Source organism: Streptomyces humi (assembly GCF_001005085.2).
GTDB lineage: Bacteria > Actinomycetota > Actinomycetes > Streptomycetales > Streptomycetaceae > Streptomyces > Streptomyces humi.
Genome location: NZ_LBMU02000136.1, coordinates 1 through 13,443 on the forward strand (window position 1 = coordinate 1; position 13,443 = coordinate 13,443).

14 protein-coding genes and 1 pseudogene are annotated in these 13,443 nt (G+C 71.2%); 8 read left to right on the forward strand and 7 right to left on the reverse strand.

What is annotated here, in order from left to right; all coding sequences use genetic code 11:
• Nucleotides 1–112: 112 nt before the first annotated feature.
• Both AAW13_RS42365 and AAW13_RS42370 read left to right on the forward strand, forming a co-directional pair.
• Complete coding sequence (locus AAW13_RS42365; RefSeq protein ID WP_046728079.1) at nt 113–880, forward strand: methyltransferase domain-containing protein; 768 nt, start codon at nt 113–115, stop codon at nt 878–880.
• Nucleotides 877–2,502, forward strand: coding sequence for an FAD-dependent oxidoreductase (locus AAW13_RS42370; protein ID WP_079179194.1), 1,626 nt, complete (start codon nt 877–879; stop codon nt 2,500–2,502). The genes AAW13_RS42365 and AAW13_RS42370 overlap by 4 nt, the downstream gene beginning before the upstream one ends.
• Nucleotides 2,503–2,560: 58 nt before the next feature.
• On the opposite strand, the gene AAW13_RS42375 is transcribed toward AAW13_RS42370, so the two are convergent.
• Nucleotides 2,561–3,181: a DUF4383 domain-containing protein gene (locus tag AAW13_RS42375; protein ID WP_079179195.1), complete on the reverse strand. Its 621-nt coding sequence runs from the start codon at nt 3,179–3,181 to the stop codon at nt 2,561–2,563.
• A 248-nt stretch (nt 3,182–3,429) separates the two neighbouring features.
• Here AAW13_RS42375 and AAW13_RS42380 point away from each other — a divergent pair, with 248 nt between their 5' ends.
• Nucleotides 3,430–3,861 carry an SsgA family sporulation/cell division regulator gene (locus tag AAW13_RS42380; protein WP_052768486.1) on the forward strand — a complete coding sequence of 144 codons (432 nt, stop codon included), beginning with the start codon at nt 3,430–3,432 and terminating at the stop codon, nt 3,859–3,861.
• Nucleotides 3,862–3,907: 46 nt separating this feature from the next.
• Here AAW13_RS42380 and AAW13_RS42385 read toward each other — a convergent pair whose 3' ends face one another.
• Nucleotides 3,908–4,531 (reverse strand): hypothetical protein, encoded by a 624-nt coding sequence (locus tag AAW13_RS42385; protein ID WP_046728078.1) that lies wholly within the window; start codon nt 4,529–4,531, stop codon nt 3,908–3,910.
• A gap of 234 nt (nt 4,532–4,765) precedes the next feature.
• On the reverse strand, nt 4,766–5,710 hold the full coding sequence (locus tag AAW13_RS42390) for an NADP-dependent oxidoreductase (protein WP_046728077.1): 945 nt from the start codon (nt 5,708–5,710) through the stop codon (nt 4,766–4,768).
• 140 nt (nt 5,711–5,850) lie between these two features.
• Between AAW13_RS42390 and AAW13_RS42395 the strand changes: the two genes are divergently transcribed.
• Together AAW13_RS42395 and AAW13_RS42405 are read left to right on the forward strand one after the other, a co-directional pair.
• Nucleotides 5,851–6,354 (forward strand): MarR family winged helix-turn-helix transcriptional regulator, encoded by a 504-nt coding sequence (locus tag AAW13_RS42395; RefSeq protein ID WP_046728076.1) that lies wholly within the window; start codon nt 5,851–5,853, stop codon nt 6,352–6,354.
• A gap of 580 nt (nt 6,355–6,934) precedes the next feature.
• Entirely contained in the window at nt 6,935–8,065 is a 1,131-nt protein-coding gene (locus AAW13_RS42405; RefSeq protein ID WP_046728074.1) for a PP2C family protein-serine/threonine phosphatase, read from the forward strand.
• Between the two features lie 361 nt (nt 8,066–8,426).
• Here the strand turns inward: AAW13_RS42405 and AAW13_RS42410 are convergent, their stop codons facing one another.
• The 3 genes and pseudogenes from AAW13_RS42410 to AAW13_RS42420 all read right to left on the reverse strand — a co-directional run.
• On the reverse strand, nt 8,427–9,434 hold the full coding sequence (locus AAW13_RS42410; protein WP_046728073.1) for a MerR family transcriptional regulator: 1,008 nt from the start codon (nt 9,432–9,434) through the stop codon (nt 8,427–8,429).
• A gap of 8 nt (nt 9,435–9,442) precedes the next feature.
• Nucleotides 9,443–10,111 (reverse strand): HEAT repeat domain-containing protein, encoded by a 669-nt coding sequence (locus tag AAW13_RS42415; RefSeq protein ID WP_046728072.1) that lies wholly within the window; start codon nt 10,109–10,111, stop codon nt 9,443–9,445.
• A 509-nt stretch (nt 10,112–10,620) separates the two neighbouring features.
• Nucleotides 10,621–11,013, reverse strand: a pseudogene (locus tag AAW13_RS42420) (GNAT family N-acetyltransferase); the annotation flags it as partial.
• A 107-nt stretch (nt 11,014–11,120) separates the two neighbouring features.
• On the opposite strand from AAW13_RS42420, the gene AAW13_RS42425 reads away from it, so the two are divergent.
• From AAW13_RS42425 to AAW13_RS42435, 3 genes are all read left to right on the forward strand, one after another.
• Nucleotides 11,121–11,387: an alpha/beta fold hydrolase gene (locus AAW13_RS42425; protein WP_476756037.1), complete on the forward strand. Its 267-nt coding sequence runs from the start codon at nt 11,121–11,123 to the stop codon at nt 11,385–11,387.
• Nucleotides 11,388–11,493: 106 nt separating this feature from the next.
• Nucleotides 11,494–11,883 carry a hypothetical protein gene (locus AAW13_RS42430; RefSeq protein WP_046728070.1) on the forward strand — a complete coding sequence of 130 codons (390 nt, stop codon included), beginning with the start codon at nt 11,494–11,496 and terminating at the stop codon, nt 11,881–11,883.
• A 138-nt stretch (nt 11,884–12,021) separates the two neighbouring features.
• Nucleotides 12,022–12,549: a DUF6584 family protein gene (locus AAW13_RS42435; RefSeq protein WP_046728090.1), complete on the forward strand. Its 528-nt coding sequence runs from the start codon at nt 12,022–12,024 to the stop codon at nt 12,547–12,549.
• Nucleotides 12,550–12,643: 94 nt separating this feature from the next.
• Here the strand turns inward: AAW13_RS42435 and AAW13_RS42440 are convergent, their stop codons facing one another.
• On the reverse strand, nt 12,644–13,192 hold the full coding sequence (locus AAW13_RS42440; RefSeq protein WP_046728069.1) for a DUF3291 domain-containing protein: 549 nt from the start codon (nt 13,190–13,192) through the stop codon (nt 12,644–12,646).
• Nucleotides 13,193–13,443: the final 251 nt, after the last annotated feature.

Sequence of the window (13,443 nt, forward strand, 5' to 3'; positions counted from 1 at the left end):
CCCTGCCCCTGCCCCTGTCCCTGCCCCTGTCCCTGCCCGTGGCCCTGCCCCTCCCTCCTGCCCCGTCTTCCCCTCGACCGTCTTTCCCCCGACGACCTCTTACGGAGATGGCATGTCCGTGCTGCGCGACGCCGAACTGGCGACCGCGTTCGACCACGCCGCCCGGAGCTACGACGCGCTCGTGGCGGCGAATCCCGGTTACCACGCCCACCTGCGCCGCTCCGCGCGGCGCCTCGGACTGTCCGGTGGCGGCCCGGCCCCGAGGGTGCTCGACCTGGGCTGCGGCACCGGCGCCTCGACGGCGGCCCTGGCCGCCGTCCTGCCCGGCGCCGACATCACCGCCGTCGACGCCTCGGCAGGCATGCTGCGACGGGCGGCCCTGCGGCCCTGGCCGACGCCGGTGCGCTTCGTGCAGTCGCCGGTGGAGCGGCTGGCCGCGGCCGGTGTGCACGGTCCCTTCGACGCGGTGTTCGCCGCGTACCTGCTGCGCAACACCGCCGACCCGGACGCGGTGCTCGCCCAGGCCCACCGGTTGCTGGCGCCGGGCGGGCGGCTGGCGGTGCACGAGTACGCGCTGAGCGGGCGGGCGGCGCACCGGGCCGTGTGGAACGCGGTGTGCGGCGGGTTCGTCCTGCCGGTCGCCACGCTGCTCGGCGACGGCGCGCTCTACCGGCACCTGCGGCACAGTGTCGTCGCCTTCGACACGGCCAGGCAGCTCGCGCGGCGGGTGGAGCGGGCGGGTTTCGAGCGGGTGCGGGTGCTGCCGCTGCCCGGCTGGCAGACCGGCATCACCCACACGGTCGTCGCCCGCCGCCCGTTCACCGCCGACGGGGGAGCCGGGACGGCGGCCAGGCGCGCCGGCGAGGAGGCGGGACGATGACCGAACCACGCCGTCCCACCTCCTCCACCGTCCGAGACCCCCGCGCCCCTCGCCTCGGCCGCGGCCCCCGCCCCGGTCGGGACCGGCTGGCCCGGTTGCTGCCCGCACCGCCCGGCGCGGCCCGCGCGCCGGAGTCCGCCGCGCCGCGCGTGGCGGTCGTGGGAGGTGGCATCGCCGGGCTGACGGCGGCCACCGCGCTCGCGGAGCGCGGCGTGCGGGTCACCGTCCTGGAGCGCGACGCACAGCTCGGCGGCAGGCTGGCCGGTTGGTCCACGCGGCTGGCCGACGGCACGACGGTGACGATGAGCCGCGGCTTCCACGCCTTCTTCCGGCAGTACTACAACCTGCGGGCCCTGCTGCGCCGCACCGACCCGGTCCTGGCTCGCCTCACCAGGCTGCCCGACTACCCACTGCGGCACGGCAGCGGCCGCCAGGACAGCTTCCGCCACGTGCCGCGCACACCTCCGCTGAGCGCGCTCGGGTTCGTGGCGCTGAGCGAGTCGTTCTCCGTGCGCGACCTGGTCCGGATGCGCCCGCGTGCGGCGCTGCCGCTGCTCGACGTGCGGGTGCCGGAGGTGTACGAGCGACTCGACCACGTCAGCGCGTACGACTTCCTGGAGGACATCCGCTTCCCTCCGGCGGCCCGGCACCTGGCCTTCGAGGTGTTCTCCCGCAGCTTCTTCGCCGACCCCCGGACGCTGTCGGCGGCGGAGATGGCGCTGATGTTCCACATCTACTTCCTCGGCTCGGCCGAGGGCCTGCTGTTCGACGTGCCGCGCGAGCCGTTCCCGCAGGCGCTGTGGGATCCGATCGCCGCACGCCTGGAACGGCTCGGCGCGCGCGTGCGCACGAACACGGCGGTGGAGGGCGTCAGCGTCCTGCCGTCCGGCGGCTACGGCGTGACCACCGCGGGCGGCGACGAGCCGTACGACGGGGTCGTGCTCGCCCTGGACCCGGCGGGGCTGCGCGCCCTGGTGGGCCGCTGCGGCGACCTCGGGGACGCCGAGTGGCGCGAGCGCGTGGCGCGGCTGCGCACCGCCCCGCCGTTCCTGGTGTCCCGTCTGTGGCTGGACCGTCCGGTGCGCGCGGACCGGCCCGGTTTCCTCGGCACCAGTGGCCACGGGGCACTGGACAACGTCAGCGTGCTCAGCGGCTGGGAGGGCGAGGCGGCCCGGTGGGCGGCCCGCACCGGCGGCTCGGTCGTGGAGCTGCACGCCTACGCCGTGCCCGAGGACGCCGGCCGGGAGACCACGGAGAAGGAACTGCTCGGCCAGTTGCACCGGCTCTACCCGGAGACGGCCCGGGCGCGCGTGGTCGACGCCCGTCACGAGTGGCGGGCCGACTGCCCCCTGTTCGCGGTGGGCGGCCACGCGGACCGGCCCACGGTCACCACCCCGACGCCCGGCCTGGTCGTCGCGGGTGACACGGTCCGCACCGGTCTGCCGGTGGCCCTGATGGAACGCGCCGCCACCAGTGGCTTTCTCGCCGCCAACGAACTGCTGGGCCGCTGGGGCCTGCGCGGCCACGACCTGTGGACCGTCCCCGACCGGGGCCGCCTCGGGGTCCTGCGCCGGGCGGCGGCCCTGGCGGAGGGCGGCGTCCGGGAGTCACGGGAGCCGTGAGTTCCGCCCGGACGCCGTCCCGGTCCTGCCGGAACGCCCCGCCGGATCGGTCCGCGGCTCAGCAGCCCGGCCGCGGGTGTGTGGCCGGGAGGCCGTCACCCGGGAGCCCCGTGGCAGGGAGCCCCGTGGCCGGGAGCCCCGTGGCAGGGTTCCGCGCCGGGGCCAGGGCCGTCCGGGCCCGGTCCCGGCGCCGGGCGGCCAGGGACTCGCGCGCCGCCTGCCGCGGGTGGCGGCGGCGCCAGTACGGGTTGTCGTGCGCGAGCCCGCCCGTGACCCGGCCGTACATCCCGAAGGTGAGGATCAGCAGCCCCATGACGAACGTGAAGAGGACGTTGGTCACGCCGAAGTCGAGGATGTTGGCGCTCCGGTCCAGGATGAAGACGTGGCCGAACCCGCTCAGCAGGAACAGCGTCCCGACGACCATGTTCAGCGTCGAGGCGAAGTTCCCGCCGACCACCGCGCCGCCGACCAGCAGCATCCCGAAGAGCACGGAGAGCAGACTGAGCAGTCCGTTCGTCGACATGCCGGCGATACGGACGCCGTCCGTGCCGAAGGGGCTGAGTTCGTCGGCGAAGCCGAGACAGCCGAACAGCAACAGGACGGCGCCGCACAGTCCGGCGCCGTACCGGTAGACCGTCGCCAGCCTGTGGTCCACCGGCAGTTCGTCGCGAAGCCTCATGACACATCCTTTCCGATGCGTGCCAGGCCCCCCAGAACCGGGCGGGCGCGGGTCACCGGGCCCGCCCGTGTCACCGTCTCTTCCGGCGGCGCGCACGCATCGGATGCACCCCACCGTCCGCGGATCCTCAGGCACCTCCGCGACCCGGGCCGGCCGGCTGCATCCATCGGCCGCCCCCGCCCCGAAGTGGGGAATGCGGGGCTTCGCGCAGGGCGGAGCCCACGACCCCAGCCCATCCGGGAAGCGCCATGCACCCCACCGACCGGACCAAGCGTCTGCACACCGAACTGACCATCGACCTGGTCATAAGCGACGGGGAAGCCCTCCGGCTCCAGGTCCGGTTCAGCTACGACTCGGCCGACCCGTTCGCCGTACGCCTGGACTGGCCCGGTGGTCCCGAGGCCGCCGCGCCCTGGCTGTTCTCCCGGGACCTGCTCCAGACGGGCCTGGGCGTTCCGGTGGGCGAGGGCTGCGTCCGGGTCTGGCCGCCGTGCCCCTGCCACGGGCCCACCACGATGCGCGTCCTGCTGCGCGGCATGGGCGAGGCGGCCGTGCTGTACATACCGGCCGGACCCTTCGAGGACTGGCTGACCGAGACGTTCCGGGCGGTGCCCGCGGGCACGGAAGGCTCGTACCTGGACTGGGAAGCCGTCCTGGCGGAGCTGCTGCGCCGCGGGTGACCGGTGCGAGCTGGGGAACAGGCCCCGAAGGTGGAGGCGCCGACCGTCAGGCAGGCTGCTGTGGAGTCTCCTCTTCGGCCGTGGGAACGGTGGTCTCGGCGGTGGTGTAGAAGACGGAGGTGCCCTGCTTGGTGCGCTGGGCCTGGTTCTTGGCCACGAGTCCTTCGAGCGCGTTGCGTACGACGGTGGTCTTCGCCGCGCGTTCGGGGTGCTGCTGTGCCAGGGCGGTGGTGATCTCGGCGGCGGAGCGGGGTTCGGTCTGGGCGGCGAGGTGTTCGCGTACCAGATCCACCAACTTGGTTCCCGCCGGGCGCGGTTCCGGCTTCGCGGCGGCGGCCTTCTTGGCGGTCTGCTTCTTCTTCACCGTGGCGGCCTTGTCGCCCGTCGTCTGCTTGACCGCCTTGGTCGACGCGGTCCTTTTGCGGGGAGCGGGCACGGACGTGACAGGCTCGGCCGCAGTCGACTCGGACAGGGCGGCCGGCACACCGAGGGCCTCCTGGAGGTTCACCAGGACGGTGTGATCGTGCCGAACGGCGGCCAGTTGTTCCTGCAAGGCTTCGATCTCCGCGGTGATGCGTTGCTGTTCCTTGCGGTTGTTCTCCAGGTCGCCGGCTACCTGGGCACTGTACTGAGAGGTCAACTCGCTGGTCGGGGCGGTGGTTTCGGACATGGGGCTCACACTCTTTCCGGGTGCTGTCGCCGACGAGCGGTGAACTCATGGGCGTTGGCGAAGTCGAAGGTGCATGTCGCTGTGCCTGCCGCCGGGGGAGTGGCAGCCGTTACTGACGCACATGTCGGTTGTACCGATAGTACGGACGGCAGCCGTGTTGTTCTCTGTTGTATGGCTGTGAGCTGATGTTCGAGGGCGAGGTGGGGTATGCCGCCGTCCCCGCTCAGCTGGTGTTCAGTCGGTGGCCGGGATGACGACGACCTTGCCGTGCACGGCGCCTTGCGCGGCGCGGGCGTGCAGGGTGGGCAGTCCGGCCAGCGGTACCCGCTCGGCGACGGCGATGTGCAGCCGGCCGCGGTCGACCAACGTCACCAGCCGTGCCAGTTGTTCGGCGTCGCTGCGGACGAACAGGTCGATGCCCCGTACGTCGCGTTCCTGGTCGGAGGGCGCGGGCATCCACACGGTCGTGTTGACCAGCACTCCGCCCGGGCGGACGAGGGTGAGCAGCGCGTCCAGCTCGGCCGGGTCGACGGGTGCGAGGTTGAGGACGGCGTCGACCGGTTCGGTCACCGCCGTGGTGACGCTGGTGGTGGTGTGGTCGATGACGTCGTCGGCGCCGGCGGAGGTGACCGCGGCGGTGCTGCGGGGGCCGGCGGTGGCGATGACGTGGGCGCCGGCGTTCTTGGCCAGTTGCACGGCGTAGCCGCCGACCGCGCCCCCTGCGCCGTTGACCAGCACGCGCTGGCCGGCCGTCAGTCTGGCCTGGTCGAACAGCGCCTGATATGCCGTCAGGCCCACCAGCGGCAGCGCGGCGGCGTCGGCCAGGGGGACGCTCCTGGGGGCCGGGGTCAGGACCTCGGCCGGTGCGAGGACGTACTCGGCGGCGGCTCCGCTGCCGTTCATCGGAAGGAAGCCGATGACGTCGTCGCCGACGGTGAGGCCGTCGACGCCCTCGCCGAGTGCGTCGACGGTTCCGGCGACGTCGATGCCGGGAGTGTGCGGAAGGGCCACCGGGATGGGGCCGCGCATGAAGCCGCCGCGGATGTTGCCGTCCACGGGGTTGAACGTCGTCGCGGCGACGCGGACGCGGACCTGGCCGGCTCCGGGTGCGGGCTGCTCCACGTCCTCGTAGCGCAGGACGTCGGGGTCGCCGTACTCGTGGAAGCGCACTGCCTTCATGTCGGATCTCGCCTTCATTGAGTTCGTTGGTGCTTCGAATTCGAAGCACATGCATGGACTGTAGCTCTGCTTCGAATTCGAAGCAAGTCCCGGAGGCGGGGCGGCCGCACTCTTCGAATTCGAAGCAGTAGAATCCGGCCATGCCTGATCCGTCGCCGTCGCTCGACCCCGTGCAGCTCGGCGCCTACTTCGACCTCATCGAGGTGACCAGCCTGCTGCGGCACGCGGTCGAGCAGCAGCTGCGTGAGGCCGGTGATCTCAGTTATGTGCAGTTCCAGCTGCTGGCCCGGCTCGGTGACTCGCCGACCGGCAGCCACCGCATGACCGACCTGGCCGACGGCGTCGTCTACAGCCGCAGCGGCCTGACGTACCAGGTGGGCCTGCTCGAAAAGGAAGGCCTGGTCGTCCGGGCTCCCTCGCTGGACGACGAGCGGAGCATCACCGTCACCGTCACCGATGCCGGACGTGAGCTGCTGGCCAAGGTGCTGCCGGGGCATGTCGAGGTGGTCAGCGGCCTGTTGTTCGAGCCGCTTTCGCGTGACGACGTCCAGGCGCTGGCCGGCCTGCTGGCGCCGGTGCGCGACCACATGCGCTCGACGCCGCCTCGCTCGGCGGCACCTCGCCGGCGCAAGGGTGGGGCATAAGGGCTCGTCAGGCATCAAAGCCCCGAGACCGCGACCGACTCGGACCGCCTTGCCCGTGCCCGCGCGCGGACCTGCCGAGTCGCGGTACTCGATGGGCCCGTTCAGCAGTTCGCTCGCCGCCCGGTGCACCTTCGTCAGGGCGTTCCAGAGGGATTCGCGTTCGGTCTCGGTGAGGTCCGCGGTGGCCTCTTCCTCGATCAACCGCCGTTCCGCCTCGATCGGTTCCCGCAGCGCACGCCCCGCGTCGGTGAGCCGGAGCCGGGCGAGGCGGTGGTCCCGGTCGTCGCGAAGGCGGGTGAGCGGCCTGGCGGCGGTCATCCGGTCGGCAGTCTTGACGACGGTGGGCGTCGTGACGTTCAGCGCGGCGGCGACTTCGCCGGGCGTGCTGTTTTGCCCGCACATTGCCTTCCACGTCGTGAGGCCCCCGTACGCGCTGCTGCTCGTGGGAGCGGCGGGTCCGGATGTGCGCCGGGCTGCTCGCGTTCGCTCGCTGATCGCCGCCTGACGGTCCACTGTGGAAGTTGTGGGTTCCTGGCAGCTACGTTCTTCCGGCCCCGGGCGGATACAGCAGGCGCGTCACATGGGGTTGCTGATTCCGGTCGTGCTCGTCGCCCTGATCACGGTCGCGGACACCGTGACCCCTGCCGACATCGTTCTCGGCCCTCTGCTGGTGATCGCGCCCGCCCTCGCCGCTTGGTTCGAGGGCCCCTGGGCGACGGGCGGCGTCGGAGTCCTGGCGGTGGCGGCCCAGACGCTCATCGGCTGGCGGTCCGGCCTCCTGACGTCAAGGGGTGTGATCGTCCAGCTCGTCGCGCTGACGGTGCTCACCGGCCTGATCGTGGTCATGTGTGCGGTGCGGGACCGTCGCGGCCGCCAGTTGGCGCAGGTGCGCTCGGTCGCCGGGGCTGCCCAACGGGTGCTGTTGTGGCCGCTGCCGAACCGGCTGGGTGGTCTGCGCCTCGCCTCCGTCTATCTGGCCGCCGAGGACGAGGCCCAGATCGGCGGTGACCTCTACGCCGCCGCGCGCACCGGAAACGCGGTCCGTCTGCTGATCGGAGATGTGCGCGGCAAGGGTCTGCCCGCGATCGGCGAGGCCGCCGTCGTGCTCGGCGCGTTCCGGGAAGCAGCCCATCAGCATGCCGGTCTGCCCGAGCTGGCCGCCGCACTGGACCGGAGCGTCGCCCGCTACCTCGTCGACTTCGAGCCGGAACACGAGGCCGGGGAACGCTTCGTCACGGTCCTCCTGCTGGAGGTTCCCGATGACGAACCGGCGGTTCGGCTGACGAGTTGCGGCCACTTGGCGCCCCTCCTGCTCGCCGCGGACGGCAGCGTGACCGTCCCACACCTGCATCCCGCGCCACCGCTCGGAATCGCCCTGACCGATGCCGAGGACCACCCCCTCGACACGCTGTCCTTCGCCACCGAGGACACGCTGCTCCTCTACACGGACGGCGTCATCGAAGCCCGCGACCGCGACGGCACCTTCTACCCACTCGCGGACCGGGCCGCACAGTGGGCCGGCAGCGACCCCGACGCGCTGCTCCAGCACGTCAGACGCGACCTGATCGCCCACACCGGCGGTCGTCTCGGCGATGACGTCGCGCTCATCGGTGTCCGCCGCGCCGCCGCCCCACACGCACGGCACCGTCAGGGGCGGTCAACGGCGCCCGGTGAGCTCTGCGGAGACTCCGGAACCGACCCCGCCAGGTAACCGTAAGACAATAGTTTTGTCCGCATTGTGGACGATATCGCCATTCAGGGGACCCGTTCCGCGCAGTGATTCGCTCTTCATACCGACCTCTTACGTTGCCGACGGCCAAGTGGCGTGCGGCAAAACGGCGGCCGGCAGCCGAGGACTAACGTGGTTTACGCGCGAAGCACCCCATGACGTCTTCTCTGCGCGGGGCGTCCTTCTCCAGACACGCTCTCCACCGTCGCCGTCGCCGTCACTGTCGCCCTCAGCGTGACAGTGCAGTGGCTCCTCTCCTCACCCACGCCCGGTACATGGCCCGCCGGGCAAGTACGCGGCGGGCTACGCCGTTTCGGGGTTCTTCGGCGACCGTGGGGAACCGTCACCGCAGGTCGCGGAGCTGAAGAAGGTACGCGGCAGTCAGGGCGACGGCGCGGTCCTCGTCGTGCGACAGCTCCACCAGAGCACGGGACGCCGTGGTCCCGGGGATGTCCGCCAGCGCCTGGGTCAGCCGTCCGCGCGCAGGCGCTCCGGTGCTTCCGTGGCCGAGCCGGTCCACCAGCCCGGCCGCGATCCGCTCCGTCGTCGCCGCGTCGATCGCCAGCATGCTCAGTGCGTCAGCCGCGTCCGTGTCGTTCCTCCCCTCCACGATCATGTCGATGAGCGTCGGTACCGCGTCGAACACGCCACGGGTCCCGAGCGCCAGAGCCGCATGCCCGCGGATCGTCACGTCGGGGTCCGCCAGGGCGTCGCCCAGCCACGCGGTCGCCTCGGCGCCGGGCATCTCGGCGAGAGCTCGGACCGCGCGCTCCCGCACCGCGGCCACCGGCGATCCGAGGCCTTTCGCGAGCAGTGCGGGACCGCCGTCGTCGCCGGATCGCGCCAGCGCCCAGCGCAGGGCGCCGGCGACGTTGGGCTCCGTCTCGCTGAGCGCCGCCTCGACCAGGGCCTCCACGGGCAGCGGAACCTCGGCGCTGGCGGACAGGGCCGTGCGCTGGCGCACCTCGGCGCTCTTCGCCCCGAGTCCCTGGAGAAGCGCGACGATCTGGAGGACGTCCTCCCAGCCCGTCGGCTCCGCGGCATCGATCCGACGGAGGCGCGTGAGCAGCTCGGTCTCGGCCGCGATGCGGTCGCGCGCCTGACCGACGAGGTCGGCGACGAGCGCCGAAGGCATGAAACCGGGATCGTCGAGCGCCCGCCCGATCTCACGCAACGACATACCCAGCGACCGCAGACTCTCGATGTGGAAGATCCGCCGGATGTCCTCGCCGGAGTACTCCCGATAGCCGGAGCCCGTACGGCCCGAGGGTCGCACCAGGCCGAGCGATTCGTAGTGCCGGAGCATGCGGGCACTGACCCCGGACCGTCTCGACACCTCACCGATCAGCACGGTTCTCATCATCCGCCCTGAGGGGCACCGGTGACGGCCACAACCCGTTTGGCCTCCTCGATCGCCGATTCGAATCCGGTGTCCGGGTCCCGCAGCAGCCGTTGCGTGGCGAGCGCGTGCGTCCGCACGTGTGGGTCAGGGCTCGTCGTCGCGACCCGCAGAGTCGGTGTGATCAGTTCTCCCAGGGCGGCCAGCGCCTGACTGAGACTCAGCTGTGTCTCCTGGTCGCCGCGCCCGAGCTGGGTCGCCAGGACTGCGGCCAGCTGGGGCTCCTCGCCTTCCGGTACGAGCACGGTCGCGGCCCGCCAGGCACTCCTCGCCACCTCGGGGTCCGTGTCCGACAACAGCGCCCGCGTGATCGCCGGCCACGCCTGCCGGTCCCCGATCTTGGACAGCGTGTGCAGCGCCTGGCTGCGTGCCTGCGCACGCTCCGAGCGGACTTCGCGGAGCAGCTCGGGAAGCGTCAGGGACACCGGATGGCGGGTGAGTGCCCAGGTCAACATGTCGCGGACGAAGAACTCGGGCTCTACGGCGCACCGCTCGACGAGCTTGCCGACGAAGGACGGGTCGGGCGCCGTACCGACTGCCAGAGCAGCCTGCAATCGTACAGACGAACGACTGTCTTCCAATGCCCGGAGCGCTCGTGCCGCATCCGTGCCCTGTCTCGTCATGGCCATCGGGACCACCTCCTGGGAGGCAGTGAAGACCTTGTCACCGTGTCAAGGTCAAACGGGGTTCGAGCAGCCGTGAAGACCGGGAAGCGCACGTCCGCAGGCAACACATCACCCGATCGGCCTACACGGGTGTCGTTCCCGGGTGCGGCGTCCCCCGTTCGGTCGCATGGTGAAAGTGTCGGCTTGCCGTCAAGTGACCGTCGTGATCGCCAGCTTCGCGGGGAGACGTCGTGATCGTGATAGCTCTGCTCGCCCCGATGGTCCCGCTGCTTCTGCTGTTCGGGCTGCCCATTCTGGAAGACCGCCTTTTCCCGCCATCAGCACCTCCGCAAGAACAGCTCCCGCCGGAACCGGCTGACTGCGACCAGTGTGCCTGCCATTCCGGTGAGCCCTCCGTGCTCGGCAGTGCGCCGTCGGGTCTACCGCGAGGCGGGCCGGACCGCTAGAAGACGGGGGTCGAGCAGACGACCGGGCTCCGCGATGCCGGTAGCCCCCCACCTGAGCCGACCCCCTCATGCGCTGTGACCAGCGGGCATGGCCGAGGACCACACGCCGAACCACTGATCGGCGCCGTACTCCTCGAACAGCGCCACCTCCGTGAACCCCAGCCTCGCCGCGAGACGCATGGCGCGGCCATTGGCGGTCTGGGTGCAGAGCACCACCGGTTCGTCCGGAAGAACGCCGGTGAACCAGTCGAGTGCCGCCGCACACGCCTCGGCGGCGTACCCGTGCCCCCATACCTGCGGCAGGAACATGTAACCGAGCTCGGCCTCCTCGCCCTCCGGACGGACATGACCCGGACGCCCCGCGTCGCGCCGATCGAGCAGTTGGACGAAGCCGATCATCGCCCCGTCCAGGTCGACCACGAAGAGGCCGGGGCGCCGCCCTGGGACGTCTGGCACCGAGAGAGGCCGCCGCGGCGTTCCTCGGCGGCGGCCCGGTCGGCGAGGGCTGGGCCGCCGGACTGGAGGAACGTGACGGCGCCTGGTGGCCGCGTTTCGACCGCGACGTGATGGTCGACTCTCTGGCGGGGAACGCCCGGCGTTCCTACTGGGACGAGTGGGCGAGCATCACCTGCCCGACGCTGGCCGTGCTCGGCCAGTCCGGCATCATCTCTCCGGAGGAATGCGGCGAGATGCTCCAACAGCGGCCGGAGACAGTGGCCTTGAGCCTGCCGGGGGCCGGACACGACCTTCATCTGGAACAGCCCGACACCCTGCTGGACGCGCTCGAACGGTTCCTCGGAGACACCTTCGAGCCTCCCGGCCCCCACCGGTAGGCGCCTCGCATCAGTCCGGCGGCCCTGCGCAGCCGCTTGGCGAAGCCGCGCTGCTGGGGCAGGCAGGGGAGGATGTGGCGGACCACACCACCGGGAGGAACTCGCCGTGTCATACCCGCAACCACTCACCCCCGAGGAGAGCCTCGCCGACGTGAAGAGGCGGCTGAGCCTCCCGCGTATCGTCGTGATCTGCGGCTCCACCCGTTTCATGACCGAGATGACCGAGGCCGATCTGCGGGAGACCGTGGCCGGGAGGATTGTCGTCAAGCCGGGTTGCGACATGAAGTCGTCGCACCCGCTTTGGTCCGATCCTGCCGAGGCCGAGGTGCTGAAGGTTCGACTCGACGATCTGCACCGAGCGAAGATCCGGCTCGCTGATGACGTGCTCGTGGTCGGCGACTACATCGGAGACAGCACCCGAGCCGAGATCGCCTACGCCCGGTCGCTGGGCAAGCCCGTGCGGTTCACGCACCCCGAAGTGGACCCCGACACCTGACCGCTCACCCCCGCACCCCCCCGCAGGCACCCGCTGGACCTGGTCATTCAGGCGTTGCCTGCTGGTAACTGGCGATGTTCCCTCTTGGGCGGCGAAACCAGGTCGACATGGGTGAGGGCGGTACCCGATCATGCGTTCGTGCCCCTGAGAGAGACCCTTGCCCGAGTCGATGCAGACCTGGCCGCCGGCCGGGTTCCCGTCGCGCGCCAGCGCCTGCGCGGTCTCATCTCGTCCTTCCCGCACGACCTGACGCTTCGCCGTCGTCTGGCCGAGGTGTACCGGCTCTACGGCGACGCCGCCGAGGCTGGACGCTGGATGTACCTCGACGAGGACCGGAACGCCGACGAGACCGCTGCCTTCGAGGCGCGGTACGGGTCTCCTGGGTGGCGGATGAAAGCCCTCGCCTGGCAGGGCCCCGAGGCGAAGGCCGCCACCGTCTTCGCCACGGAGCAGCTGGTCGCGGTGCGGACCGCGTGCGCCGAGGAGTTGGGGCACCCCGTCGACTGGGACGACCCCGCCTCCTACCGGGACGACCTGGAAGGGCAGCACGAGGCGCCCTCCGAGCCGTGGACCGTCGGCGGCGTGCTGGCGGGCGCCGGCTGCCTGGTGGCGACCCTTGCGGTCCTGGCGATCTGGGTGAACGGCCTCGTTGCCCTCTTCGACTGAAGTGTTCGCCGCCCGGCAGGACTGTCGGCGTGGTGGGCCCACACGGTCGAGGCGCCGCGTCGGCACATCCCGACTTCAGCCGTGCACCACACCGTTAGTCGCTCTTCGGTCCAATGCCGTTGGTCCTGGTGGGAGTTCCCTCGGGGGTGAACGAGTCGTGGAAGGTGAAGGCGTGCGGCGCGGAGCCGTGGTCGTGGAGGTGCTCCAGCCTGGAAACCCCGTCCCGCCAGACGGGTATCACGCCGTCGGGGACCCACCAGAACACGTAATTCGGGTGCCCCGTCCTCTCGAACCAGTCGTAACGCCTGTTCAGCGCCTCACGGTGCAGACCGGTGTAGACGGCGTCGAAGACGGGGCGCGGGCCGGTCCAGAGCGAGAGGGTCGCGGCCAGGGCAGTGGTTTCCACCGTACGGCCCTTGTCGTACCAGGTGGGTACGTCGAACTCTCCCCATGCACCCCAGTCCGCCCCGAAGAGCGCGCCCCGGTCCCCGTCTGCCGCTTCAGCGTGCGCGACGTACCCGGGCTGCCGGCTGATCTTCCGGTAGACGGCCGCACCGATGTCGTAGAACTCGCGCGTGAGAGGTGCCGGTTCGGCGAGAGGTGATTTCAGGACGCCGAACGTGTACAGAGCAAGATGGGGCATGAGTCGTCTCTCCCTGGTCGGTGGTAGCTGGAAGGAACCCCTGAGCGGCCGTGACGATCACCGAGGACCAGGTGAAGGTAGCTGGCTCTGCGAGCCATGTCGAAGTTGCGTTTTCCCTGTCCAAATGGCCTCTCGCACATCCCCCTGCGGAGACTGGGACGCCGGTGCGTCCCCGTGCCTGACACCCGAGAAGAGCGATCCGCTGACCACCAGGAGGGACGCGCTGATCTCGGCCTTCAGCCCGGGGACAC

Excerpts from the sequence above, each read along its gene's own strand:
- AAW13_RS42405 (WP_046728074.1), top strand. The coding sequence starts at position 6,935 with ATGGGGTTGCTGATTCCGGTCGTGCTCGTCGCCCTGATCACGGTCGCG.
- AAW13_RS42380 (WP_052768486.1), top strand. The coding sequence starts at position 3,430 with ATGCACCCCACCGACCGGACCAAGCGTCTGCACACCGAACTGACCATC.
- AAW13_RS42440 (WP_046728069.1), bottom strand. The coding sequence starts at position 13,192 with ATGCCCCATCTTGCTCTGTACACGTTCGGCGTCCTGAAATCACCTCTC.
- AAW13_RS42395 (WP_046728076.1), top strand. The coding sequence starts at position 5,851 with ATGCCTGATCCGTCGCCGTCGCTCGACCCCGTGCAGCTCGGCGCCTAC.
- AAW13_RS42370 (WP_079179194.1), top strand. The coding sequence starts at position 877 with ATGACCGAACCACGCCGTCCCACCTCCTCCACCGTCCGAGACCCCCGC.
- AAW13_RS42415 (WP_046728072.1), bottom strand. The coding sequence starts at position 10,111 with ATGGCCATGACGAGACAGGGCACGGATGCGGCACGAGCGCTCCGGGCA.
- AAW13_RS42425 (WP_476756037.1), top strand. The coding sequence starts at position 11,121 with ATGGTCGACTCTCTGGCGGGGAACGCCCGGCGTTCCTACTGGGACGAG.
- AAW13_RS42375 (WP_079179195.1), bottom strand. The coding sequence starts at position 3,181 with ATGAGGCTTCGCGACGAACTGCCGGTGGACCACAGGCTGGCGACGGTC.
- AAW13_RS42390 (WP_046728077.1), bottom strand. The coding sequence starts at position 5,710 with ATGAAGGCAGTGCGCTTCCACGAGTACGGCGACCCCGACGTCCTGCGC.
- AAW13_RS42385 (WP_046728078.1), bottom strand. The coding sequence starts at position 4,531 with ATGTCCGAAACCACCGCCCCGACCAGCGAGTTGACCTCTCAGTACAGT.
- AAW13_RS42365 (WP_046728079.1), top strand. The coding sequence starts at position 113 with ATGTCCGTGCTGCGCGACGCCGAACTGGCGACCGCGTTCGACCACGCC.